The following is a 22,908-nucleotide window of genomic DNA, read 5'->3' as shown; positions in this document are numbered from 1 at the left end:
AGGGGGCTAGATGAGCCAAGTCAGCCCCACCCGGATGAACCTTCTGCAGAGGCGGGGGCAGCTCCGCCTGGCGCAGAAGGGGGTGGACCTCCTGAAGAAGAAGCGGGACGCCCTGGTAGCGGAGTTCTTTAGCTTGGTACGCGAGGCGTTGGAGGCCAGGAAGGCGCTGAACCAGGCGGCCCAGGAGGCCTACACCGCCCTCATCCTGGCCCAGGCCTTTGATGGGCCCGAGGCCGTGGCCAGCGCCGCCTTGGGCATTCCCCCCGTGGAGGAGGTGGAGGCGGAGGTGGAGAACGTCTGGGGGAGCAAGGTCCCGAGGCTCAAGGCCGTCTTCCCCGATGGCCTCCTCCTTGCCCCCGTGGGCACCCCCGCCTACACCCTCGAGGCCCAGAGGGCCTTCCGCCGCTACGCCGAGGCCCTGGTCCAGGTGGCCAACACCGAGACCCGCCTCAAGAAGATCGGCGAGGAGATCAAGAAGACCACGAGGCGGGTGAACGCCCTGGAGCAGGTGGTGATCCCGGGGATTCGGGGGCAGATCCGCTTCATCCAGCAGGTCCTGGAGCAGAGGGAAAGGGAGGACACCTTCCGCCTGAAGCGCATCAAGGGCAAGATAGAATCCCGGGAGGCGGAGGGGGAGGGCCGCCCCGTTCCTTCCGAGCTGGAGGTCGGCGCGGGGTCCTGACCCCATCCCATCCTAGCCTGGGCCAGGATGGGGGGTCCGGAAGGGTGAGAGCAAGGCCTAGGGAAGCCCTGGGGCCTTGGCCCTATCCTTGGGCCTTGGCCTCCCGCAGCATTCCGAGGAGCACGGTTTGGAGGATGCCCCCGTTCTTGTAGTAGTCCACCTCCACCGGGGTATCCAGGCGGGCGAGGGCCTGGAAGCGGATCTCGGAGCCGTCCTCCCGCCTGGCCACCACGTCCACGGGCTTCCTGGGGTGGAGGTCGGTGAGCCCCAGGATCTCGTAGACCTCGTACCCGGTGAGGCCCAGGGTTTCCCGGTTCTGGCCAGGCAGGAACTCCAGGGGCAGGACCCCCATCCCCACCAGGTTGGAGCGGTGGATGCGCTCGTAGCTTTCCGCCAGCACCGCCTTAATGCCCAGGAGGTAGGTCCCCTTGGCGGCCCAGTCGCGGCTAGAACCGGTGCCGTACTCCTTCCCGGCGATGACGAGGAGGGGCGTCCCCTCCGCCTTGTAGCGCATGGCCACGTTGTAGACGAAGTCCACCTCTCCTTCGGGGAGCTTCTTGGCGTAGCCCCCCTCCACACCGTCTAGCATCAGGTTCTTGATGCGGATGTTGGCGAAGGTGCCCCGCATCATCACCTCGTGGTTGCCGCGCCGGGAGCCGTAGGAGTTGAAGTCTTCGGGCTTCACCCCTTTGCTCAGGAGGTACTGGCCTGCCGGGCTCTTCACCGGGATGGCCCCGGCGGGGGAGATGTGGTCCGTGGTCACGGAGTCCCCGAGGACGAGGAGGACCCGCGCCCCCCGGATGTCCTCCACCTTCCTCTGGCCCAGGTCCTCAAAGAAGGGCGGGTTCTGGATGTAGGTGCTCTCCGGGTCCCACCCGTAGAGCTCCCCGGTGGGGGCGGGGAGGGCCTGCCAGCGCTCATCCCCCTCAAAGACTTTGCTGTACTCCTTTTTGAAGAGCTCGGGGTCCAGGGTCCTCTGGATGGCCTCCTGGATCTCCCGCATGGAGGGCCAGATGTCCTTGAGGTAGATGGGCTTGCCGTTGGGGTCATAGCCCAGGGGCTCATTGACGAGGTCGATGTCCATGCGCCCGGCCAGGGCGTAGGCCACCACCAGCATGGGGCTTGCTAGGTAGTTGGCCCGGACGTGGGGGTTAATGCGCCCCTCAAAGTTGCGGTTCCCGGAGAGGACGGCGGCCACCACCAGGTCCCCTTCCTCCACCGCCTTGGCGATGTCCTCGGGCAGGGGGCCGGAGTTGCCGATGCAGGTGGTGCACCCATAGCCCACCACGTGGAAGCGGAGGGCCTCGAGGAAGGGGAGAAGCCCGGAGGCCTCCAGGTACTGGGTCACCACCTTGGAGCCGGGGGCCAGGGAGGACTTCACCCAGGGCTTGGTGTCCAGGCCCGCCTCCACCGCCTTCTTGGCCAGAAGCCCCGCCCCCAGCATCACCGAGGGGTTGGAGGTGTTGGTGCAGGAGGTGATGGCGGCGATGACCACGGAGCCGTGGCCCAGCTCAAACTCCCCGTCCTGCCGCTTCACTAGGACCTTCTTGCCCAGCTGGTCCTCCGGCAGGCCAAAGCCCCGCTCCTTCACCGGCTTGGTGAGGTGGAGGAGGAAGCTCCTCTTGGCCTCCTTCAGGGGCACCCGGTCCTGGGGACGCTTGGGGCCCGCCAAGGAAGGCTCCACCGTGGAAAGGTCCAGCTCCAGGTGCTCGGAGTAGCGGATCTTCTCCTCGGCCTCGGGGGTGCGGAAGAGACCCCCGGCCTTGGTGTAAGCCTCCACCAGGGCCACGAGTTCCTCCGGGCGGCCCGTGAGGCGGAGGTAGTTCAGGGTCTCCTCGTCCACGGGGAAGAAGCCCATGGTGGCCCCATACTCGGGGGCCATGTTGGCGATGGTGGCCCGGTCCGCTAGGGGGAGCTTGGCCACCCCGGGGCCGTAGAACTCCACGAACTTGCCCACCACCCCGTGCTTGCGCAGGATCTCGGTGACCGTGAGGACCAGGTCCGTGGCCGTGGCTCCCTCGGGGAGCTCCCCGTGGAGCTTGAACCCCACCACCTTGGGGGCCAGCATGTAGTAGGGCTGGCCCAGCATCACCGCCTCAGCCTCAATGCCCCCTACCCCCCAGCCCAGGACCCCCAGGCCGTTCACCATGGTGGTGTGGCTGTCGGTGCCCACCAGGCTGTCGGGGAAGGCCAGGGTGAGGCCGTCCCGCCTCTCGGTCATGACCACCTGGGCCAGGTACTCCAGGTTCACCTGGTGGACGATCCCCGTGCCCGGGGGGACCACGCGGAAGTTCCTTAAGGCCCCCTGGCCCCACTTGAGGAGGAGGTAGCGCTCCCGGTTCCGCTCGTACTCCTTCTCCACGTTGTAGAAGAAGGCGTAGACGGTGCCGAAGGCGTCCACCTGGACGGAGTGGTCGATGACCAGGTCGGCGGGGACCACGGGGTTGATGCGTTCCGGGTCTCCGCCTCGCCGGGCCACGGCGTCCCGCATGGCGGCCAGGTCCACCACCGCAGGGACCCCGGTGAAGTCCTGGAGGATGACCCGGGCGAGCTTTAGGGGCACGTTGATCTCCCCGGGGTCGGGCTGCCAGCGGGCCAGGGCCAGGATGTCCTCCTGGGTCACCTGATAGCCGTCCTCGTTTCTGAGGAGGCTTTCCAACATGACCCGGATGGAGAAGGGGAGGCGGCTCACCTCCGCCAGGCCCTTTTCCTCCAGCTCCTGGGGGTCGTGATAGCCGTAAGCGCCGCTCGCCGTACTCAGGGTCTTTAGGGTTTGGAAACTGTCCTTCATGCCTCCTCCTTTTCCTTCCCCCAGGGGGCGAAGGGGATCTGCTTCTTGGGGAGTTTTGGGGGAAGCCTTCTGCCCGAGGGGGAGCGCCCGCCCCGGTGCCCTTTACTATAGCACCGCCTGGGGCGGGGGAGGGGTGTCCCACCCCAGGCCTTCCAGAAAGAGGAGGACCTCCTGGCGGACCTCCTCCCAGAGCTCCTCCCGGGGCCGCTGGGCGGGCTTATCCCTCGCCTGGGGACCGTAGGCCCCGAAGCCCGCGTGGTTCAGCCCCTCTATGAAGACTACCCGGGCCCCCCGGGGAAGCCTTTTGGCCCTTTCCTGGGCCTCTTCCTTGAGTAGGAGGCCATCCTCCGTGCCGTAGAGGGCCAGGGTGGGGAGGCGTATCCCCGAGAGGTCTTCTTCGGGGTAGGCGGCGAAGAGGAGGAGGGGGAGCCTCTCCCTTGCCGCCACCTCCGCCGCCGCCACCCCACCCAGGCTGTGCCCCCCCACCACCAGGGGGAGGCCGGGGTGGGCCTCCTGGGCCTCCAGGGCCCGCTCCTTTCCCAGGAGGGCGATCCCCGAAGGCACCCTGAGGAGGACCACCAGGTACCCCGCCTCGGCCACCGGGGCCAGGACCGGGGCGTAGGCCAAGGGGTCCACCCGGGCCCCGGGGTAGAAGGCCAGGAGGGCCTTAGGGGCTTCGGGGACCAGTTCCAGGCCGTAGCGGGCCTCCCTTACGGCGATCCCGGGCCGCCTGAGGAAGGCCTCGGCCACGGCCTCCGCCCGCAGGGGCCTGAGGAAGTAAAAGGCCACCCCCACCACCAGCCCCGCCATGGCCAGGGCCGCAAGCAAGGAGAGGAGCAGAAGCCGCTTACCGCTCACGCTTCACCTCAGTACGGGTTCCGCCCGCTTGACTTTCCGTCCTTCAAAGGCGTAGAAGGCGGCGGGGACGACGAAGAGGGTGAGCAGGGTGGAGGAGAGAATCCCTCCTAGTATGATAGCTCCCAGGGGCCTGCGGTACTCCGTCCCCTCCCCTGCCCCCAGGAGGAGGGGCAGGCTGATGATGAGCAGGGTGAGGCTCGTCATGAGGATGGGGCGGAGGCGGAGCCGCGCCGCCTCCACCAGGGCCTCCTTGAGGGGCCTCTCCTCCATACGCCGCACGGCGAAGTCCAGGAGGAGGATGGCGTTTTTGGTGACCAGACCGATGAGGATGACCACCCCCAAGACGCTGATCACGTCTAGGCCGGTGCCTAGGAGGTAGGTGAGCCAGAAAGCCCCCACCAGGGCCAGGGGTACGGGGAGGAGGAGGTAAAGGGGGTAGCGCCAGGCGTTGAACTGGCTGGCGATGACCAGGTAGTTGAGGACCAGGGCCAGGGCGAAGGCCAGGGGGGCCAGGCGGGCCAGGTCCTCGGTGAAGCCCCCCAGGCCTGCGGGTTGAAGCTCCACCCCGTCCCCCAGCAGGCCTTGGGCCCGGAGTTCCCTCTCCAGCTCGCTTTGGATCTGGAAACTGCCCGGGGCGCCCGGCCTCAGGTTGATGTTGATGCCTGCGGCGTAGGCCTGGTTGCGCCGGGAAAGGAGGCTCGGCCCCGGGCGCTCCTCAAACCGTCCCAGGCTCCCCAGGGGCAGGAAGGTCTGCAGGGCGGGGGCGAAGACCGGGAGGGAGAGGAGGTCGGCCTCGCTTCCCATGCGCAAGGGGTCGGCCCGGACCACGATGGGAAGCTCCTCCCCACCCCTTCTGGCCGTGGCCGCCTGGGTGCCGCTGAGGTAAAGCCTCAGGGCCTGGGCCAGGTCCTGGGGGGTGAGGCCGGTGCCGGCGAGCCTATAGGGGTCGGGGACGAAAACCCTCTCCTCCTGGGTGGCCTCGAGGGTGCTCCGTACGTTGGCAACGTAGGGCTTTTGGGCGATGAGGGCCACGATCTCCGCGGTGCGCTGCTCCAGGAGGGCCCGGTTGGGACTGGTGAGGAAGAACTGGAGGTCGGCGTCCCCCGCCTCGGGGCCCGTCTGGGCCAGGACCCGGAGGTCGGCGCCGGGGAAGCCCCTCAGGGCCTCCTCCCCCTCCCGGTCCAGAGCCTCGGCCACGGCGAGGATGTCCTCCCGTTCCCGCTTGGGCCTGAGGGCGATCAGGAGTTCCACCCTCGAGGGGTTCCCCACCTGGGTCCCCCCGGCGGCGCCGGCCCCTACGGTGCTCACCACCCGCTCCACGGCGGGATGGGCCAGGAAGCGCTCCTCTAGGGCCCGGGCCGCCCGGTCCGAGGTGGCGAGGGGGGTGTCTTGGGGCAAGAGGAGGGTAGCGGTGAGGAAGCCGGTGTCGGAGCGGGCCACGAAGCTGAAGGGGATCTGGGGCACTAGGGGAAAGATGGAGAGGAAGGCTAGCCCGGCCAGCCCCAAGACGAGGTAGGGCCGGCCGAGGGCCCTATCCAGGCCTCGGGCATAGGCCTCGGTGAGGCGGGCGAGGGCTCCCTCCGCCGCGCCGTGGAGGAGGCGGGCCAGCGCCCCGGCCAGGTCCAAGAGGACCCTTCCCAGGTACCGGAGAAGGCCCAGGAGGGCGGGGTAGGAGGGGAGGAGGGCCAAGTACAGGGGATCCCTTTGGAAGAGGAGGTAGGCGGCGAGGAGGCCCAGGAGGAGACCCAAAGGGGTGCGGAAGCCCCGGCGGTAGGCCCAGAGGAGGTCCTGGGGAAGGAGGCGAAGGGCCCTTAAGGCCTCCCGGAACCCCGGGGGCTCGGGGTCGGGGAAGTAGGCCAGGCGCACGGTGAGGAAGAGGAAGGCTTCGAGCCAGCTCACCACGATGGCCGCCGCCAGGCCAAGGCCAAACTGCTGGAAGAACTGTCCGATGACGCCTGGGAGGAAGCTGATGGGCAGGAAGACGGCGAGGAGGGAGAGCGTGGCCGCGGCCACCGCCACGCTCACCTCGCTGGCCCCTTTGAGAACCGCCTCCTTCGGGCCAAAGCCCATCCTGCGGTAGCGGTCGATGTTCTCCGCCACCACGATGGAGTCGTCCACCACGATGCCCACCGCCACCGTGAGGGCCAGGAGGCTGGCCAGGTTGAAGGTGAACCCCAGGAGGCCGAAGAGGAGGATGGCCCCGGTGAGGGTGATGGGGATGGCCAGGATCACGGAGAAGACGGAGTTCAGCTTCCCCAAGAAGACGAGGACGATGAAGGAGACGGCCAGGGCGGCCAAAAAGGTCTCCCTCAAGGTGTCGTTCACCGCCGCCCGGATGAAGCGGGTGGTGTCCAGGGCCACCTCCGCCCGGTAGCCCTGGGGGAGGGGGATCTGGGCCAAGGCCCTCCGCACCCCGTCGGCCACGGCCACGGCGTTGGCGTCCGGGGTCTTGACCACAGCCAGGAGGACCGCAGGCCGCCCGTTCAGACGGTTCAGGGTGGTCGCCGCCTCGGGGCGCTCCTCCACCCGGGCCACGTCCCGCACCCGGAGGCCCCGGGAGGGGTCCAGGAGGGCATCCGCCACCTCCTCCGTCCCAGCGGGGGTGGAGCGCAGGGTGTAGACGAGGCGCCTCTCCTCCTCGGTGAGGCTGCCCAAGGGCAGGTTGAGGACCGAGGCGGAGAGGGCCTGCACCACCTGCCCCGGGGCCACCCCCAGGGCCCGGAGGCGGTCGGGGTCCAAGTAGACCCGGATGGACCGCTCGGGGGCTCCCGTGAGGCGGATGTCCGCCACCCCTGGGACCAGCTGCAGCCTGGGCTTGAGGACCTGTTCCGCATAGCGCAACACCTGGGACAGGTCCTCCCCGGGCGCATATAGGGCGAGGTAGAGGATGGGGCTGGCCGCTGGATCGAACTTCTGCACCACGGGGGGGGAGGCGTCCCTGGGGAGGCTGCCCTGGGCGGCAGCCACCTTCTGGCTCACCTCCACCGCCGCCTGGTCCACATTCACCCCCTGCCGGAACTGGACGAAGACCAGGCTGAACCCCTCGGTGGAGGAACTGCCGATGACCTCCACCCCGCTCAGGGTGGAGAGGGCGTCCTCCAGGGGCTTGGAGACCTGTTCCGCCACCTCCTCGGGGCCCGCCCCGGGGTAACTGGTGGAGACGGCCACCACGGGTATGCTGAAGCGGGGCAGGAGCTCCACCCCAAGCCCTAGCCCCAGGAGGAGGCCCACCAGGACCAGGCCCACGAAGATGGAGGTGGCGAAGACGAAGCGCTCCACGAAGAAGGCCACTAGGGGGTTCTCCTTCACCGCACCACCTCCACCGGATCCCCTTCCCTGAGCCCCTCGGGAACGGGATGAACCACAAGGGCGCCCTCCCCAAGGCCCTCCACCACTACCCTACCCCCCTCCTGGGCTAGCAGGCGCACGGGAACCCGCCGGGCCCTCTCCCCTTCTACCTCGTAGACCACCGCCTGGCCCTCCTCCGCCCGCACCGCCCCCGCGGGGAGGAGGAAGCCCTCGGCCACCCTCTCCCGGTAGCGCACCTCTGCCGGGCCCGGGATGAGGGGACCCTCCGGCCTCAGGACCACCTCCACCAGGCGGGCCTGCCCGGGGAGGTCGGTCCGGCGCAGGAGGCTTGCCCCCACCTCCCGCCCGTTCTGCCGGAGGAGGAAGGGGGTCCCTGGGGTGAGCCGGGCCGCCTCCTCGGGGGGCAGGAAGACCTTGGCTAGGAGGCGGTCGGCGGTGGCCAGGCGGAAGGCCTGGCCTCCCGCCCCCAGGATCTCCCCTTCCCTGGCGAAAACCTCCGCCACCTCCCCGGCGAAGGGGGCCCGGACCACGCTCTCCCGGAGGTTCCTTTCCGCCTGCTGGACCTGGAGCCTGGCGGCCTCTACCTGGAGCTCGAGGAGCCTTATGTCCTCGCCCCTTTCCAGGCGGGCCAGGGCCTCCTGGGCGTTCTCGTAGGCGCTTTTGGCCTGGAGGTACTGGGCCTCGAGGGCCTTGAGGTCCAGGGGGGCCAGGGCCCCCACCTGCAGGAGGGCCTGCCCTTCCCTAAACCGCTGCTCCGCTGCCTCCAGCTGGGTTTTGGCTGCCTGGAGCTGGGCCAAGAGGACGGTGCGGCTTCCCGAGAGCTCGTTCCGGGCCCTCTCCAGGTTGGCCTCGGCCTGGACCAGGGCCAGGCGGGCCTGGGCCAGGGCCTCCTGGAAGGGGGCGGGGTCCAGGAAGACCACCCCCTCTCCCGCCCGGACCCGGCTGCCCGGGGGAAGGGTGCGCACCACCCGGCCGGAGGCCCCGGCGGCCACCAGGCTATCCCGCTCCGCCTGCAAGGTGGCGGAGGCCCTGGCCTCGCGCTCCAGGACCCCCCGTTCGGCCGTTACCACCCGCACCGGGACCCGGAGGGGCTCCGGGGTCCCGGGGGCGGGGGCCTCGGCCTCCCTGGGGGCGCAGGCCAGGAGGCAGAAGGGGAGAATGGGGAGGACAAGAAGGGCCTTTCTCATCTCTCACCTCGAGGCCAGAAGGCCGTAGTAGGCCCTCAGGTAGGCGTGCCGGGCCTGGGCTAGGGCGAGTTGGGCCTGGAGGAGGGCGAGCTCTTGTTGCAGGAGGGCGAGCTGGCTGGTAAGCCCGGCCCGGAACCGCCTCTCCTCGGCGGCGTAGCGTTCTTGAGCCGCCCTGTAGGCCTCGGCCGCGGCCTGGGCCCCCTGCAGGAGGGGGCCGAGCTGGGCGTAGCGGGCCCTCAGCCCCACCCCCAGGGAGCGCTCCAGGTTGTCTAGGCTGGTCTCCAGGGCCTGGATCTGCTCCTCCAGGGCCTCTATCTCCCTCCTCGGGGTAAAGGTTTCGTCCAAAAGCCCCCGCTGGAAGCTTAAAAGCTCCAGGGACTGCTTTAGCTGGAGCAAATCCACGTTTTCCCTGAGGAGGGTTTCCAGGAGGTCCTCCTGGGGTAGGGGAGGGAGTTCGGCCACGCCCTCGGGCCTCCAGGGGCCCAGGAGGTTCTCCAGGGAGGCCTGGGCGCTCTCCTCTCCCCGTCTGGCGACCTCCAGGTTGCTTCGGGCCTCCAGGAGCCGGTTCTGGGCCTCCAGCAGCTCCAGGGGGGTGGCCCCGCCTCCCCTCACCCGGATCTCCGTGGCCCTCAAGGCCAGATCGGCCACCTGGACCGCCTTGGCCGCCAGCCCGACCTGGAGGCTGGCCTCGAGGGCCTGGAGGTAGGCGGCCAGGATCTCGTTTTCCGCCTGGGCCAGGGCCCGCTGGAGCCTGGCCTCCGCTAGCTCCAGGGCCTGGCGGGCCTGGAGCTCGGAGAGGGGGGTGCGGAGGGGGTCCTCCAGGGTGCGGGCCAGGTCCCTGGCCCTGCCCTCCCGGTCCAGCCTGGCGTTGGCGACGCCGGGCGTCTCCAACCCCTTCCTGAGGGCCTCGGGGAGGGGCTGGGCCAGGGCCGGGAGGAGGAGAAGGGTCCAGACGATGAGCCTTTTCACGGGTTGACCTCCAAGAGCTTGCCGTAAAGACCGTAGAGCTCCATCACGCGGTTCCTGAGGTTGTTCTGCGCCTGCAACACCCCTAGCTCGGCCTGCAGGAGGGAGAGCTCCGCCCGGAGGAGGCCGAGCCCGCTCTCCAGGCCCAGCTCCAGGCGGCGCTGCGCCTCCTCCAGGGCCCTCTTTTCCGCCTCGAGGCGGAGCCGGGCCAGGGCCAAGGCCGCCTCGGCCCCCTGGAGGGCGTTCCTGAGGGTCTCCTCCTGGAGCTTGGCCTGGTCTTCCGCCGCCCGGAGGGCGGCCTCCGCCCCCCGGAGGCGGGCCTCTGCCGCCTCGAGGCCGGCGAGGAGCCCCGGGGAAAGGGTAAGGGCCAGGGAGAGCCTGAGCTCCTCCGTCGTCCGGTAGCTCCCTACCCCCGGGACCTGGGTGGGGGGGCGGGGAGGGTCCAGGCGGGTGTAGGAGAGGGTGGGCTGGAGGGTGCGGCTGGAGAGGCTCAGGGCCAGGGCGTCGCTCCCCGAGGGGTAGAGGAGGTAGCTGGCCTGGAGCTGGGGAAGTAGGCCCCTCAGGGCGCTCCCGTAGGCGATTCTGGCCTCGAGGAGCCCAAGCTGGGCCTCCTCCACCTGCAGGTAGGTCCCCCCATCGGGCACGGGGACCGGGGGCAGGGGGGCTTCCAGGTCCACCAGCCCCTCCGCCGCCCGCCGGGCCAGGAGGACCCCCCGCCGGGCCTCCTCCAGGCGGGTCTCCGCCTCCTTCAGGGAGAGCTCCGCCTCCCTCAGCTCCCTGGGGTTGGCCTGGCGCCTCTTGGCCGCCTCTAGGGCCGCCTGGGCCAGCTCCACCCCCTTCAGGGCCACCTTCTCGGCCAAAAGGGCCTCCTGGTGGCGGCCGTAGGCGGCCACCGCCTGGGCCTGAAGGGCGGCGAGGGCCCTGCGGTAGCCCAGCTGGGCCTGGCCCAGGGCGATTTGCGCCCGCTCCAGCCCGTCGGCCACCTCCCCGAAGGGGAAGGGGGTGAGGACCAGGGAGAGGGTGAGGCTGGCGGTGCTCTCGGGGAGGTTCTGGCAGAGGCCCGGGGGGGTGCAATCGTAGCCCAGGCGGCCGTAGTTTCCCTGGAGGTTTAGGGCCAGGGGGCTCCGCTGGGCCTCGAGGGCCTTGAGGGCCGCCTGCACCAGGCTTTGCGCCTGGCGGGCCAGGGGGTGCTCCTGGATGGGGGCTAGGGCGCTCTGGGCCCAGGCGGGCCCCAGGAGGAGGAGGACCAAGGCCCTAGCCACGCCCCACCTCCGTGAGCTTCTTTAGGAGATCCCGAAAGAGGAGGAGCTCCCCTTCGTCCAGCCGGGAGAGGTGCTTGGCGTAGGCCAGGAGCCAGGCCTCCCTGAGCCGGGCCTGGACCTCCTCCCCCTTGGGGGTGAGGTGCAGGTGGACCCTTCTCCGGTCCCCGGAGTCCAGGCTCCGCTCCAGGAAGCCCGCCTCCTCCAGGGAGGCCAGGAGGTGGGAGACCTGGGAGGGCTGCACCCCGAGGTGCTCCGCCAGGTGGGAGGGGGTGTCCACCCCTTCCCGCACCAACCTGAGCACCTCCGCCTGCAGGAGGGAGAAGCCTTCCTTGGCGAAGACCTCCTTGGCCTGGGCGAGGAGAAGGCGCATGAGGGCGTACCCTAAGGCGGAGAGCTCGGCCACCAGGGGCGGGGGAGGACCCTTCATACTCTTCAACTATACACAAGCCTAAACCAGCGACTGGGGGGTGGGCCACCTTTGGTGTACAATGGGCCTAGGTGATATGGACAGACCCCCGAGTCGGTGGCTCTTCCTCCTTCCCTTCGGTTCCCCAGCCCTGGCCCAGTCCCAAGCCCCAAGCTCTGGGGAGGCCCTTCTTTTGGCCTTTCTATTGGGGCTTTCCGCTTTTTTCTCCGCTACTGAGACCGCCCTCACCACCCTCTACCCCTGGAAGCTGAGGGAGCTTGCGGAGAGGGAAAACGGCCCCTTTCGCCTCTTGGCCCAGGACATCACCCGCTTCCTCACCACCATCCTGGTGGGGAACAACCTGGTGAACATCGCCGCCACCGCCTTGGTGACCAAGCTGGCCACCGAGGCCTTCGGCTCCGCAGGGGTGGGGGTGGCCACGGGGGCGATGACCTTCCTTATCCTCTTCTTCGGTGAGATCACCCCCAAGTCCCTCGCCGTCCACCATGCCCCCGGGATCGCCCGCCTGGCGGTCTGGCCCATCTACCTCCTTTCCCTCCTCTTCTACCCCTTGGGCCGGTTTTTCTCCTTCGCCTCGGGGGGGCTTTTGCGCCTTTTGCGCCTCGAGCCCCGGGGCACGCCCCTGGTGTCCGAGGAGGAGTTGAGGCTCATCCTGGCGGGGGCGGAGGAGGCGGGCGCCATAGAGGCCCAGGAGGAGGAGATGATCCACTCCATCCTAGAGCTGGAGGAAACCCCGGTGCGGGAGATCATGACCCCCCGGGTGGAGATGGTGGCCATAGAGGCCGAGGCCACCCTGGAGGAGTTCCTCCACCTCTTCCGCGAGCACGGCTACAGCCGGGTCCCCGTCTTCCGGGAGAGCGTGGACCACATCGTGGGGATAGCCTACGCCAAGGACCTCCTGGACTACCACTGCGAGGAGGACCTGAAGGGGCGCACCGTGGCCTCCATCGCCCACCCCCCCTACTTTGTCCCCGAGAACATGGACGCCTGGAGCCTCCTCAAGGAGCTCCGCCGCCGCAAGGTGCACATGGCCATCGTGGTGGACGAGTTCGGGGGCACCGCCGGGCTGGCCACCATGGAGGACGTGATGGAGGAGATCGTGGGGGAGATCTACGACGAGACGGACGAGCCCGAGGACGCCGCCATCAAGCGCCTCCCCAACGGTTCCCTCTCCATCCAGGCCCAGACCCCCATAGACGAGGTCTCGGAAGCCTTGGGGGTCGAGCTCCCCGAAGGGGAGTACGATACCCTCTCGGGCTTCCTCTACGAGCGGTTTGCCCGCATCCCCAGCGTGGGGGAGAGCCTGGAGTGGCAGGGCTGGCGCTTCGTGGTGGAAAGCGCGAGCCAGCGCCGCATAGAGCGGGTGCGGGTGGAGAGGTTGGTGGAGCATGGAGAGGATTAAGGCCCTCCTCAAGGCCCATGTGGAGCGGGCCTACGCCCCCTACTCGGGCTTTCCCGTGGCGGCCCTCCTGGAGGCGGAAGGGGAGGTCTTCCTGGGAGTCAACGTGGAAAACGCCGCCCTTCCCCTCTCCCAGTGTGCCGAAAGGAACGCCGTGGCCGCCATGGTCCTATCGGGGAAGCGGCGCATAGACCGGGTCCACGTCTACAGCCCCAAGGGACCCATCCCCCCGTGCGGGGGGTGCCGCCAGGTGCTCCTGGAGTTCGGGGGGCCGGAGGTGGAGGTGGTCCTCCACGGGCCCGAGGGGGAGGAGGTCACCACCCTGGGGACCCTCCTGCCCCTGGCCTTCCGCCTTTAGAGGGGGAGGACCAGCTCCTGGACGAAGAAGCCCGGGACCTCGAGGCGGAGCTCAAGCCGCCCGCCTCCTCCCTCCAGTCCGGGTCCGAACCCCACCACCTGGAGCCGCCCCTCCCCCTTCGCCGGGAGGTCCACCCTCACGGAGAGGCGCTGGCCCCAAAGCATCAGGCTCCCCTCCGCCCGCAAGGGGACAGGATTGGGGTTTTCCAGGGAGAGGTTCACCCCGGACCGGTGCACCCTGGGAGGCTCCAGGGGGAGGCTCAGGCGGGTGCGGAAGAAGGCGAGGCGACCGCCCAAGACCTCCCCCTCCAAGGCCACCTCCGCCCCCTCTGGGGAGAGGAGGGCCCGGGCAGTGGAGAGGGCCTCCCTAGGGGTGAGGCGGAGGAGGAGGACCTCCTCCTTCTCCCCAGGAGGGAGATTTAGGTCCAGGGGCAAGGCCACCTCCCCCACCCTTAGCCGCGCCCCGAAGGCGGAGAGGGGCAAGGGGAAGGGGTTCGGGTTATGGAAGGCCACCCTAAGGCCCAGGAGGAGGGCCGGGTTGGGGATAGGCTCCAGGCCCAGGACCTCTCCGCCCAGGAAACGGGCCTCGGGGGCCAGGGTCCTGGGGGCGCAGGCGGCCAAGAGGAGGAGGCCCAAGAGAAGGCCCACCTTCTTCACAAAATCCACCCCTCTTCCCTCAGGGACTCCAGCACCGTCACGAAGTCGTTCCACAGGGGGCTTTCCCCTGGGTAAGGGGGCCTAGGGTAGCCCGCGGGCAGGCCCAGGTGCCTCAGGGCCTGCTTGAGGAGGGGAACCCCGCCCCTGGCCAGGAGGTCTCCCAGGGGGAAGAGCCTCTTCTGCAGGGCCTGGGCCTCCGCCATCCGGCCCTCCCGAAAGCGCGCGAGAAGGGTCCCGTAGGCCCTGGGGACCAGGTTGGCTGCGGCCAGAATCCCTCCTTCCGCCCCCAGGGCCAAGGCGGCCAGAAAGGTGGGGGCGTGGCCGGTGTAGACCCGGAAGCCCTTGAGGTGGGCCTGGTAGAAGGCGAGCCTCCCCATCTCCCCGCTGGAGTCCTTGATGCCCAGGACCCCGGGGTGCTGGGCTAAGGCGGCCACGGCGGGGAGGGGAAGCTCCACCTTGGTGTTCTGGGGCACGTGGTAGAGGAAAAGGGGCGCCCTATCCGCCAGGGCCTGGTAGTAGCGGAGGAGGCCTTCGCCCAAGCTGCCTTGGTAGTAACGGGGCGGGGTAGCGAGGAGAGCGGAAGCCCCAGCCTCCTTGGCCTCCTCCAGGGCCCGCTCCGCCTGGGGCAGGGTCTCCTCCATCAGGCCCACCAGGAAGGGCTTCTTAGGCTTGAGGGCCCTTAGGCCTTGGCGGCGCTCCTCGGGGGAGAGGTGAACCCCTTCCCCGCCTGAACCGTAGACGAGGAGCCCGTCCACCAGGGGCTCCAGGGCTAGGGCCAGCTCCCGGAAGGCCTCCGGGTCCAGGCGGCCTTCCCGGTCAAAGGGGGTGGGGATGGGGGGTAGGATCACGAAGACCTCCTGAGGGAGCCCAGCAGGAAGAGGAGGTGGAGGCCGTAGGCCAGAAGGAGGAGGCCTACCCCCTGGCCCTGGAGGGTTTGGAGGAGGCCGAAGGAGGCTAGGAGGAGAAGGAAGAGGCCCAGACCCCCGGAAAAGCCCGGGCTTCCCGGCACCAGGAGGCGCACCGCCAGGGTCCAAGTGGGGTTGGCCTCCCCTCTCCTCCGGGGGAGGAGGAAGGCCAGGAGGTGGTAGAGCAGGAGGAGGACGAACCCCAGGACCGCCCAGGGCCGCCCCCTCTCCGGCAGGGGCAGGGGGAGGCGGGAGGCACCCCTTAGGGGGTCTTCCAGAAAGCGCCCCAGCTCCACCCGGAGCAGGGTGAGGTAAAGGGTGCGCGTGCTGGGCCCGGGTTCCCGCTTGCCCCAGGGGTCTTGGCCCAGGCCGAGGGCGCTGCGGACGGGACCCTCGAGGGGGACTTCCCGGTAGGCCTGGGCCAGGGAGGCCTCCTCGCCCAGGAGGGCCTTGGCGAAGGGGAAGCCTCCCTCCTCCAGAAGCCCCTTGGCCTCCTTGGGGGCTTGGGGCAGGAGGGCGTAGCCCAAGAGGGCCTTCACCTCGGGGATGGGGGGCTGCTCCCTCAGCCAGTCCAAGGCCTCCTGGGTGCGCAGGGTCCCCCGGTCCAGGGGGGGGGCCGTGGCGGCGGCGCGGGCCTCCTGGTCCAGGCCAAAGAAAAGAAAGCCCCCTCCCAAGGCGAGGAGGAGGAGGAGGGCCAGGAGCCTCTCCCCCAGGCTGGCGTAGGCCAGGGAGAGGTGCCTGAGGCGGAGGAGGGGATGGCGGAAAAAGCCGCCGAGGAACCCCCCTATGGGGCGGAGGTCCCTCAGCTGGGCCGGTAGGTAGTAGAGAAAGAGGTAGAGGAGGAGGGCCAGGTAGGCCAGGGCCAGGGCGTAGAGGACCTGGGGGAGAAAGCCGAGCTCGGGGGGAAGCCAGGTCCTGAGGAGTCTTTTCGCCTCCCTCAGCCTTAGGGCCTTGGCGGCCTCCCCCTGGGCCTCCAGGGCCTCCGCCCGTTCCCGGAAAAAGGCCAGGGAGCCCGGGAAGAGGGGGGTGTGGGCCAGGAGGGCCTCGGTGAGCCGCTGAGCCTGGGCGGGGTTCTCCTGGGCCAGCTGCCGGGCGGCCTCGGCCATCCGCGCCACCCCCTCCTGGGCGAAGAGGAGCTCCGGGCGGTGGCCCCTTAGGAGGAGGTCCTGGCCGTACGCCGTGAGGTCTGCTTCCGTAAGCGTCAGGGGGTCCAGGGTCCAGTAGGCGTAGTAGGGCCAGGGCCTGGGAGGGTTCAGGGCCTCCAAGAGGGGCAGGAGTTCCCTCAGGTCCTCCTCCGTCCCTTCAAAGGGCAGGGGAGGGAAGGGCAGGGGGAGGACCCAGTCTCCCGCAAGGAGGGCCTCGGGCCCAGGGCGGAGGGCCACCACCCGCCTGGGGGCGAAGTGGTAGCGGGCCCCTGGCTCCGCGAGGTTCGCCTCCACCACCAAAAGCCCCTGAGCCACGAAGACCCTTTCCCCTTGCAGCAGGGGTCCAAGCCAGTTCCCTGGGGGGAGGGGGAGGACCCCCCAGGGAAGCCCCAGGCCCTCAGGGAGGAGCTCGGGGGCCTGGGCTGCCAGAACGGCAAGCCGCCTCTCCAAGGCTCCGGAAGGCAGGGAGAGGCGCACCCGGTACTCCCCCGGGGCCTCGAGGGTCAGGGGAAGGCGGAACTCCCCCCCTTGGCTTTCCGCCTCCAAGGTCAAGGCCCCCTCGGGGCCCACCACCTCTAGGGGGAAGCGGCCCTCGGGGAGCCCCCTGCCCTCTACGAAGAAGGTCTGCCCCACCTGGACCCTTTCCGGCAGGAGGATGGACTGCCCCATGGCCAGGCCCAGGAAGGCCAGGGCGATCCAAGCGCGCATGGGGTTATTCTACTGGTATGGGCCTTTTGGACATGATCGGCCCCGTGATGGTGGGGCCCTCCTCCAGCCACACGGCGGGAGCCTGCCGCCTGGCCCTCCTCGCCAGGCACCTCCTGGGCGAGAAGCCCAAGCGGGTGGAGTTTGGCCTCCACGGCTCCTTCGCCAAGACGGGCAAGGGCCATGGCACCCATCTGGCCCTTGCCGCCGGGGTCCTGGGCCTAAGGCCCGACGACGAGCGCCTCAAGGAGAGCCTGGCCCTGGCGGAGGGGGAGGGGGTGGAGGTGGTCTTCCGGGAGGTGGAGCTGGGGGACGTCCACCCCAACACCGTGCGCATGGTCCTGGAGGGGGAGAAGGAGCGGATTGCGGTGACGGGGAGCTCCCTGGGCGGGGGGCTGGTGCGGGTCTTTGACCTGGACGGGTTTGAGGTGCGCCTCACCGGGGCCATGCCCACCCTGGTCATCCGCAATGTGGACACCCCAGGGGTGGTGGCCCAGGTGGCCCGGGTCCTGGCGGACGATGAGGTCAACATCGCCTACCTCACCGTGAGCCGCAAGAAGAAGGGAGGCGAGGCCATGATGAGCCTCGAGGTGGACCGCCCCCTCTCTGAGGTGCCCCTAAGGTACCTGGAGCACCTCTCCTGCATCCTCTGGGTGCGGCAGATACCTCCCATCTTGGACTAAGTGCCCATGCTGAAGCCTCGCAATACAAACGCCCCATCTGGGGCAGGTTCCCATCCCCTTTGGCACCCCGGTCGGTTAGCCCCGGCGTGCAGAGCCCAGGTTCGGCCACTTAGGCCTCAAAGCTTGGGAAGCTCTAGCCGGAGGCAGGCCCCGCCCAGGGGGGAGGGGGTTGAGGTTAGCCTCCCCTCCAGAGCCTCGGCCACCCGCTTGGCCGTGTAGAGGCCCAGGCCGGCGTTTCCCTTGGGGCCTCCTCCCTGGCGGAAGGGCCGGGCCAGGGCCTCCAAGGGAAGGGGAAGACCCGGCCCGTCGTCTTCCACGCTTATGGCCCCCTCCTCCACCCGGAGGCGCACCCGGGTCCTGGCGTGGCGCAGGGCGTTTTCCAGCAGGCTGGCCAGGGCCCTTTCCAAAAGGAGCCTCTCCCCCCGGGCGAGCCCCGCTCCCACAACCTCCAAGACGAGGCCCCGCCTCCTTGCCTCCTCCCCAAAGCGCAGGAGCAGGTCCTCGGCCAGGGCCCTCAGGTTCAGGGTCTCCCGGCTGGGGGGGCGGGCCTCGAGGCGGGAAAGGGTGAGGAGGTTCTCCACCAGGAGGTGGGCCCGGGATAGTTCCTCCCTCAGCGCCCGGAGGAGGGCTACCCGCCTCTCCTTACCCAGGTCGTCGGCACCTTCCAGGTACTCCAGGGCCCGCAGGGCGGAGAGGAGGGGGGTTTTGAGGTCGTGGGCCAGGGCGGCGTAGAAGGCCTCCCGGGCCTCCATGAGTTCCCGCAGGCGCTCCAAAAGCTCTTCAAAGCCCCGTCTCAGCTTGGCGATCTCCTCCGGGGGGGGTTCCGTGGGGGAGGGAAGCCTCAGCCCCGCTACCGGTCCCTCCCTCAAGGTGAGGTAGGCCAGCGCCCGGGTGAGCTCCTCCAGGGGCCTGAGGAGGCTTCGGGAAAGGAGGTAGCCCACCAGCCCCGAGACCAGGGCCAGGAGGAGAAGCCAGAGGAGCAGGGGAAGCCAGGGCCCCTCCCCCATGAGGCCCAGGGTGAGGGCCAGGACCAGGTTGGGCAAAAAGGCCAAGAGGGCGATGACCAGGGCGAGCCTTGCCCTAAGGCTCATCCCGCCCCGCCGAGAGCACCGCCAGGAAGGCCTCCTGGGGTACCTCTACCTTGCCGATGGCCTTGAGCCGCTTCTTGCCCTCCTTCTGCTTCTCCAGGAGCTTCTTCTTGCGGGTCACGTCCCCGCCATAGCACTTGGCGAGGACATCCTTTCTCAAGGCCTTCACCGTGGCCCGGGCGATGATCTTCCCCCCGATGGCCGCCTGGATGGGCACCTCAAAGAGCTGCCGGGGGATGACCTCGGCCAGCCGGTCCACGATGGCCCGGGCCATGCCGTAGGCCTTCTCCCGGTGGGCGATGAAGGTGAGGGCGTCCACGGGCTCCCCGTGCACCAGAACGCCCACCTTGACCAGGTCCCCGGGCCGGTAGCCCATCTGCTCGTAGTCCATGGAGGCGTAGCCCCGGGAGACGCTCTTTAAGCGGTCGTGGAAATCGTAGAGGATCTCGGCGAAGGGGGCCTCGTAGGTGAGCTCCACCCGCTTCTGCGTTCCCGGCAGGTAGGTCATGTTGACCAGGCGCCCCCGCTTCTCCTGCAGGAGTTGCATGATGGCCCCCACGTGCTCCTCGGGGGTGAAGAGGGTGAGCCTCACGTAGGGCTCCTGGATCTCCTCCACCCTCGTGGGGTCGGGAAGGTCCGAGGGGTTGTGGATCTCCCTCTCGGTGCCGTCCTTCAGCCGCACCCGGTAGACCACGCTGGGGGCAGTGGCGATGAGGGAAAGCCCAAACTCCCGCTCCAGCCTCTCCTGGACGATCTCGGCGTGGAGAAGCCCCAGGAAGCCGCAGCGGAAGCCGAAGCCCAAGGCGGTGGAGGTCTCGGGCTCAAAGGAGAGGGCGGCGTCGTTGAGCTTGAGCTTCTCCAGGGCATCCCGAAGCTTCCCGTAATCCCCGGACTCCACCGGGTAGAGCCCGGCGAAGACCACGGGCTTGGCGGGGCGGAAGCCAGGGTAAGGGGTGGGGGTGGGACGGTCCGCCAGGGTGATGGTGTCCCCTACCTGGACGTCGTGGATGTCCCGGATGGCGGCGGTGAGCCAGCCCACCTCCCCGGCGGAGAGCTCCTCCAGGGGGACGAGGCCCTGGGGGGTGAAGGTGCCCACCTTGTCCACCAGGAACTCCTTCCCCGTGGAGAAGATAAGGATCCGGTCCCCTGGGCGCACCCGCCCCTCAAAGACCCTGAGGTGGGGGATCACCCCCTGGTAGGCGTCGTAGAGGGAGTCAAAGATGAGGGCCTTGAGGGGGGCCTCGGGGTCCCCCTGAGGCGGTGGGATGCGCTTTACGATGGCCTCGAGGATCTCCCCCACCCCCTCCCCGGTCTTCCCCGAGGCGAAGATGGCCTCGTCGGCGGAAAGGCCCAAGACCTCCTCCACCTCCAGGGCCACCTCCAGGGGCCTTGCGTTGGGCAGGTCAATCTTGTTGATGACCGGGATGATGGTGTGGCCCTGTTCCAGGGCCAGGTGGAAGTTGGCGATGGTCTGGGCCTCCACCCCCTGGGTGGCGTCCACCACGAGGAGGACCCCCTCCACCGCCGCCAGGGCCCGGGACACCTCGTAGGTGAAGTCCACGTGGCCCGGGGTGTCGATGAGGTGGAAGGTGTAGGTCTCCCCATCCCCCGCCCGGTAGGCCACCCGGACGGCGCTGGCCTTGATCGTGATCCCCCGCTCCCGCTCCAGCTCCAAGGAGTCCAGGAACTGCTCCCGCATCTCCCGCTCGCTCACGGCGTGGGTCATCTGCAGGATGCGGTCGGCCAGGGTGGACTTCCCGTGGTCCACGTGGGCGATGATGGAGAAGTTGCGGATGCGGCCCCTCTTCACCCTTCCCATGGTCCGGGGTCCTGAGGGCAAAGTCAAGGGCGGGGAGCCCTCATCCCCGCCCCTTTTTCCCCTATGCGGCCCTCTCGGCCCGGCGGGCGCGGAACTGGTGCCAAAAGACCACCAGGGCGCTCACCACGTAGATGGAGCTGTAGGTCCCCACGAAGATGCCCACGAAGATGGCCAGGGCGAAGTCCCTGAGAACGCTCCCCCCCAGGAAGAGGAGGGCGAGGATGGGCAAAAGGGTGGTGAGGCCGGTCATGACCGTGCGGGAGAGGGTCTGGTTGAGGGAGCGGTTGACCATCTCCGCATAGGGGACGCCCCGCATGAGCCTCTGGTTCTCCCGGATGCGGTCGGAGATCACGATGGAATCGTTGATGGAGTAGCCGACGACGGTGAGGAGGGCAGCGATGGTGGGGATGGAGAACTCCAGGCCCAGGAGGCTGTACATCCCGGCCACGATGGCCACGTCGTGGACCACAGCCACGACGCTGGCTACCCCGAAGGTCCAGTCAAAGCGGAAGGCCATGTAGATGAAGATGAGCCCCAGGCCCACCAGGACCGCCATCACCGCGTCGCGCCGGAGTTCCTGACCCACGGCCGGACCCACGGTTTCCGAAACCAGCACCTGGGCCCCAAACTCCGCGAGGAGGCCTTCCAGCTCCAGACGCCTGGCGTCCTCCAAGGGGGGAAGCTTTACGGAGAACTCCCTATGGTCGGCGATGGGAGCTTGGACCTGGGTGATGACCGCCTCCCTGGCGGGAAAGCCCTTTTCCTCCAGGAAGCGCCTCAGGGTGTCCACACCCACCTCCGGGGAGGTCCTCAGGAGATAGGCCGTCCCCCCGGTGAAATCGATGGAGTAGTTGAACCCCTTGGTGAGGACCATCCCCCCTGCCAGGGCCGCCAGGAGGAGGGTGGCCAGGGTGACGTAGCGGGCTGGGCCCATGAAGTTAAAGCGGGGCTCCACCAGCCACATCGGGGGCTTGGCCTCTCTCCGCCCCGCCAGGCGCTCCAGGAGGTAGCGGCTTAGGATCAGATTGGAGAACATGGCGGCCACGATGCCGATGGCCAGAACCACGGCGAAGCCCCGAGCCGGCCCAGTGGCGTACTGGTAGAGGGCCGCCGCCGCCAGGAGCGTGGAGATATTGGCATCCAGGATGGTCACCGCCGAGCGCTTGAACCCCTCGGGGATGGCTTGGCGGAAGCGCTTGCCCGCCCGAAGTTCCTCCTTGATGCGCTCAAAGGAGAGGACGTTCCCGTCCACCGCCGCACCCAGGGTGAGGACCAGTCCGGCGATGCCGGGGAGGGTGAGGGTGGCCTCGAGCCCCGAGAGGAGGCCCAGCACCAGGACAGCGGTGTAGACTAACCCCAAAGAGGCCACCAGACCCAAGCTTGCCCCGTAGTAAGCGAAGATGAGGAGGAAGATGGCCAGGGTGCCGATGAGGACGGCACGGATGCCCGCCTGGATGGCGTCCTGGCCAAGGGTGGGGCCGATGGCCCGGATCTCCACCACCTTGAGGGGCACGGGCAGGGCCCCGGAGCGCAGGACCAGGGCGATCTCGCTGGCCTCCTCGAGGCTGGCAAGCCCCTCGATGACCGCCTGCCCTCCGGTGATGGCCTGGCGGATAACGGGGGCGGTGTAGACCTTTCCGTCCAGGACGATGGCCAGCCGCCGGCCCACGTTGGCCCGGGTGACCTCCTCAAACCTCCTGGCCCCCTCCGGGTTGAAGGTGAGGGCCACCTGGGGGCGGCCGAACTGGTCAAAGACCGCCCGGGCGTCCGCCAGGTCCGCTCCCGTGAGGAGGGGGAGGCCCAGGTCCTCGGCCTTGATCAGGTCCCTTTCCAGGTCTTCCCGCCGCAGGCGCGGGTTTTCCCTCAGGGCCTGGTTGATCTGGGCCACGGTGGTGCCCGTGGCCCCCTCCTTGAGGATGCGGAACTCCAAGACGGCCCGCTGGCCGATCAGGTTTAGGGCCCGGTCCTGATCCGCCTGGGAGAGGCCGGGAAGCTCCACTGCGATGCGCTTCTGCCCCTGGATCTGGATGAGGGGCTCGGCCACGCCCAAGGCATCGATGCGGTTGATGAGGACGATGCGGGCCTTTTCCATGTCGTCGGGAGCGGGGCTTTCCACGTCCGCTTCCAGGAGGACGCGGAGGCCCCCCTTGAGGTCCAGGCCCAGCCGGATCTTGGGCTCCTCAGGAGCCCAGGGCTTCCACACATAGAGGATGGCCAGAAGGAAGACGCCTAGCAGGAGAAGGCCGGTGGTGAGGGTTCGGTTCATGCGTACCTCCACAAGGGTTTGCCGTCTGCCTAGGGTTGGGGAAGCCGCCCTTGGCCCCTTTCCCGCGCCCCTTCCCGTAGGCGCGGGAACTGGGGCTCAGGCCCTAGCCCCCTTCCAGCTGGAGCCGTCCGTAGAGGAGGTAGAGGGGAGGGGTGGGGGGGCGTGGTCCTTGGGGAAGGGCAGGACCTCGAGGGGGTTTCTGTCAGGGAAGACTGGGATCTCCGCCCGCGGGGGGAGGGGGCAGGGGGGGGTGGGCTTGCGCTCCTCCTTGAGGACCAGGGCCGGGGGGCTGGCCAGGAGGCCGACCTCCCCCCCTTCCTCGGAATTGGATCCCAGGCCTCCTTGGATCAGGAGGCCCAGGGTCATCCCCAGGTAGACCCAGCTTCGCCCCATGCCCTGCCC

18 protein-coding genes are annotated in these 22,908 nt (G+C 69.1%); 4 read left to right on the top strand and 14 right to left on the bottom strand.

Annotated features, from left to right (window positions below; genetic code table 11):
- The first annotated feature begins 10 nt into the window (after nucleotides 1-10).
- Nucleotides 11-682, top strand: coding sequence for a V-type ATP synthase subunit D (gene atpD / locus ATI37_RS03425; protein WP_117237118.1), 672 nt, complete (start codon nucleotides 11-13; stop codon nucleotides 680-682).
- A gap of 82 nt (nucleotides 683-764) precedes the next feature.
- Here the strand turns inward: atpD and acnA are convergent, their stop codons facing one another.
- The 7 genes from acnA to ATI37_RS03390 all read right to left on the bottom strand — a co-directional run bounded on the left by acnA (nucleotide 765) and on the right by ATI37_RS03390 (nucleotide 11,482).
- Nucleotides 765-3,473: an aconitate hydratase AcnA gene (acnA, locus tag ATI37_RS03420; RefSeq protein WP_117237117.1), complete on the bottom strand. Its 2,709-nt coding sequence runs from the start codon at nucleotides 3,471-3,473 to the stop codon at nucleotides 765-767.
- A 105-nt stretch (nucleotides 3,474-3,578) separates the two neighbouring features.
- On the bottom strand, nucleotides 3,579-4,331 hold the full coding sequence (locus ATI37_RS03415) for an alpha/beta hydrolase (protein ID WP_117237116.1): 753 nt from the start codon (nucleotides 4,329-4,331) through the stop codon (nucleotides 3,579-3,581).
- 3 nt (nucleotides 4,332-4,334) lie between these two features.
- Nucleotides 4,335-7,640, bottom strand: a complete 3,306-nt coding sequence (locus tag ATI37_RS03410) for an efflux RND transporter permease subunit (protein ID WP_117237115.1) — start codon at nucleotides 7,638-7,640, stop codon at nucleotides 4,335-4,337.
- Nucleotides 7,637-8,827, bottom strand: a complete 1,191-nt coding sequence (locus ATI37_RS03405; RefSeq protein ID WP_117237114.1) for an efflux RND transporter periplasmic adaptor subunit — start codon at nucleotides 8,825-8,827, stop codon at nucleotides 7,637-7,639. Before ATI37_RS03405 ends, ATI37_RS03410 begins: the two co-directional genes overlap by 4 nt.
- Before the next feature lie 3 nt (nucleotides 8,828-8,830).
- Nucleotides 8,831-9,796 (bottom strand): TolC family protein, encoded by a 966-nt coding sequence (locus tag ATI37_RS03400; protein ID WP_117237113.1) that lies wholly within the window; start codon nucleotides 9,794-9,796, stop codon nucleotides 8,831-8,833.
- Nucleotides 9,793-11,055, bottom strand: a complete 1,263-nt coding sequence (locus ATI37_RS03395) for a TolC family protein (protein ID WP_117237112.1) — start codon at nucleotides 11,053-11,055, stop codon at nucleotides 9,793-9,795. Before ATI37_RS03395 ends, ATI37_RS03400 begins: the two co-directional genes overlap by 4 nt.
- Nucleotides 11,048-11,482, bottom strand: a complete 435-nt coding sequence (locus ATI37_RS03390; RefSeq protein WP_117237111.1) for a MarR family winged helix-turn-helix transcriptional regulator — start codon at nucleotides 11,480-11,482, stop codon at nucleotides 11,048-11,050. Before ATI37_RS03390 ends, ATI37_RS03395 begins: the two co-directional genes overlap by 8 nt.
- Nucleotides 11,483-11,558: 76 nt before the next feature.
- Here ATI37_RS03390 and ATI37_RS03385 point away from each other — a divergent pair, with 76 nt between their 5' ends.
- A complete protein-coding gene (locus ATI37_RS03385; protein WP_117238500.1) occupies nucleotides 11,559-12,884 on the top strand; it encodes a hemolysin family protein in 1,326 nt (441 codons plus the stop codon).
- Nucleotides 12,871-13,239 (top strand): cytidine deaminase, encoded by a 369-nt coding sequence (gene cdd / locus ATI37_RS03380; RefSeq protein ID WP_117237110.1) that lies wholly within the window; start codon nucleotides 12,871-12,873, stop codon nucleotides 13,237-13,239. Before ATI37_RS03385 ends, cdd begins: the two co-directional genes overlap by 14 nt.
- Here cdd and ATI37_RS03375 read toward each other — a convergent pair.
- The 3 genes from ATI37_RS03375 to ATI37_RS03365 are packed head-to-tail and all read right to left on the bottom strand — an operon-like array spanning nucleotide 13,236 to nucleotide 16,653.
- A complete protein-coding gene (locus ATI37_RS03375; protein ID WP_117237109.1) occupies nucleotides 13,236-13,895 on the bottom strand; it encodes a hypothetical protein in 660 nt (219 codons plus the stop codon). The genes cdd and ATI37_RS03375 overlap by 4 nt on opposite strands.
- Entirely contained in the window at nucleotides 13,892-14,743 is an 852-nt protein-coding gene (locus ATI37_RS03370) for a dihydrodipicolinate synthase family protein (RefSeq protein WP_117237108.1), read from the bottom strand. The genes ATI37_RS03375 and ATI37_RS03370 overlap by 4 nt, the downstream gene beginning before the upstream one ends.
- Nucleotides 14,740-16,653, bottom strand: a complete 1,914-nt coding sequence (locus ATI37_RS03365; protein ID WP_117237107.1) for a hypothetical protein — start codon at nucleotides 16,651-16,653, stop codon at nucleotides 14,740-14,742. Before ATI37_RS03365 ends, ATI37_RS03370 begins: the two co-directional genes overlap by 4 nt.
- Before the next feature lie 17 nt (nucleotides 16,654-16,670).
- On the opposite strand from ATI37_RS03365, the gene sdaAB reads away from it, so the two are divergent.
- On the top strand, nucleotides 16,671-17,333 hold the full coding sequence (gene sdaAB / locus ATI37_RS03360; protein ID WP_117237106.1) for an L-serine ammonia-lyase, iron-sulfur-dependent subunit beta: 663 nt from the start codon (nucleotides 16,671-16,673) through the stop codon (nucleotides 17,331-17,333).
- A 116-nt stretch (nucleotides 17,334-17,449) separates the two neighbouring features.
- On the opposite strand, the gene ATI37_RS03355 is transcribed toward sdaAB, so the two are convergent.
- The 4 genes from ATI37_RS03355 to ATI37_RS03340 all read right to left on the bottom strand — a co-directional run bounded on the left by ATI37_RS03355 (nucleotide 17,450) and on the right by ATI37_RS03340 (nucleotide 22,899).
- Nucleotides 17,450-18,424 (bottom strand): sensor histidine kinase, encoded by a 975-nt coding sequence (locus ATI37_RS03355; protein ID WP_117237105.1) that lies wholly within the window; start codon nucleotides 18,422-18,424, stop codon nucleotides 17,450-17,452.
- Nucleotides 18,414-20,240, bottom strand: a complete 1,827-nt coding sequence (gene lepA / locus ATI37_RS03350) for a translation elongation factor 4 (RefSeq protein WP_117238499.1) — start codon at nucleotides 20,238-20,240, stop codon at nucleotides 18,414-18,416. Before lepA ends, ATI37_RS03355 begins: the two co-directional genes overlap by 11 nt.
- 61 nt (nucleotides 20,241-20,301) lie before the next feature.
- A complete protein-coding gene (secD, locus tag ATI37_RS03345; RefSeq protein WP_117237104.1) occupies nucleotides 20,302-22,506 on the bottom strand; it encodes a protein translocase subunit SecD in 2,205 nt (734 codons plus the stop codon).
- Nucleotides 22,507-22,602: 96 nt separating this feature from the next.
- Nucleotides 22,603-22,899: a hypothetical protein gene (locus tag ATI37_RS03340; RefSeq protein ID WP_232822434.1), complete on the bottom strand. Its 297-nt coding sequence runs from the start codon at nucleotides 22,897-22,899 to the stop codon at nucleotides 22,603-22,605.
- Nucleotides 22,900-22,908 lie beyond the last annotated feature (9 nt).

Source organism: Thermus sediminis (assembly GCF_003426945.1).
GTDB classification, from domain to species: Bacteria; Deinococcota; Deinococci; order Deinococcales; family Thermaceae; genus Thermus; species Thermus sediminis.
This window is presented reverse-complemented; position numbering and strand designations above follow the sequence as displayed.

Coding starts and splice junctions, on each gene's coding strand:
- atpD (WP_117237118.1), top strand. CDS start 11: ATGAGCCAAGTCAGCCCCACCCGGATGAACCTTCTGCAGAGGCGGGGG.
- acnA (WP_117237117.1), bottom strand. CDS start 3,473: ATGAAGGACAGTTTCCAAACCCTAAAGACCCTGAGTACGGCGAGCGGC.
- ATI37_RS03405 (WP_117237114.1), bottom strand. CDS start 8,827: ATGAGAAAGGCCCTTCTTGTCCTCCCCATTCTCCCCTTCTGCCTCCTG.
- ATI37_RS03390 (WP_117237111.1), bottom strand. CDS start 11,482: ATGAAGGGTCCTCCCCCGCCCCTGGTGGCCGAGCTCTCCGCCTTAGGG.
- ATI37_RS03385 (WP_117238500.1), top strand. CDS start 11,559: ATGGACAGACCCCCGAGTCGGTGGCTCTTCCTCCTTCCCTTCGGTTCC.
- cdd (WP_117237110.1), top strand. CDS start 12,871: ATGGAGAGGATTAAGGCCCTCCTCAAGGCCCATGTGGAGCGGGCCTAC.
- ATI37_RS03365 (WP_117237107.1), bottom strand. CDS start 16,653: ATGCGCGCTTGGATCGCCCTGGCCTTCCTGGGCCTGGCCATGGGGCAG.
- sdaAB (WP_117237106.1), top strand. CDS start 16,671: ATGGGCCTTTTGGACATGATCGGCCCCGTGATGGTGGGGCCCTCCTCC.
- ATI37_RS03355 (WP_117237105.1), bottom strand. CDS start 18,424: ATGAGCCTTAGGGCAAGGCTCGCCCTGGTCATCGCCCTCTTGGCCTTT.
- lepA (WP_117238499.1), bottom strand. CDS start 20,240: ATGGGAAGGGTGAAGAGGGGCCGCATCCGCAACTTCTCCATCATCGCC.
- secD (WP_117237104.1), bottom strand. CDS start 22,506: ATGAACCGAACCCTCACCACCGGCCTTCTCCTGCTAGGCGTCTTCCTT.
- ATI37_RS03340 (WP_232822434.1), bottom strand. CDS start 22,899: ATGGGGCGAAGCTGGGTCTACCTGGGGATGACCCTGGGCCTCCTGATC.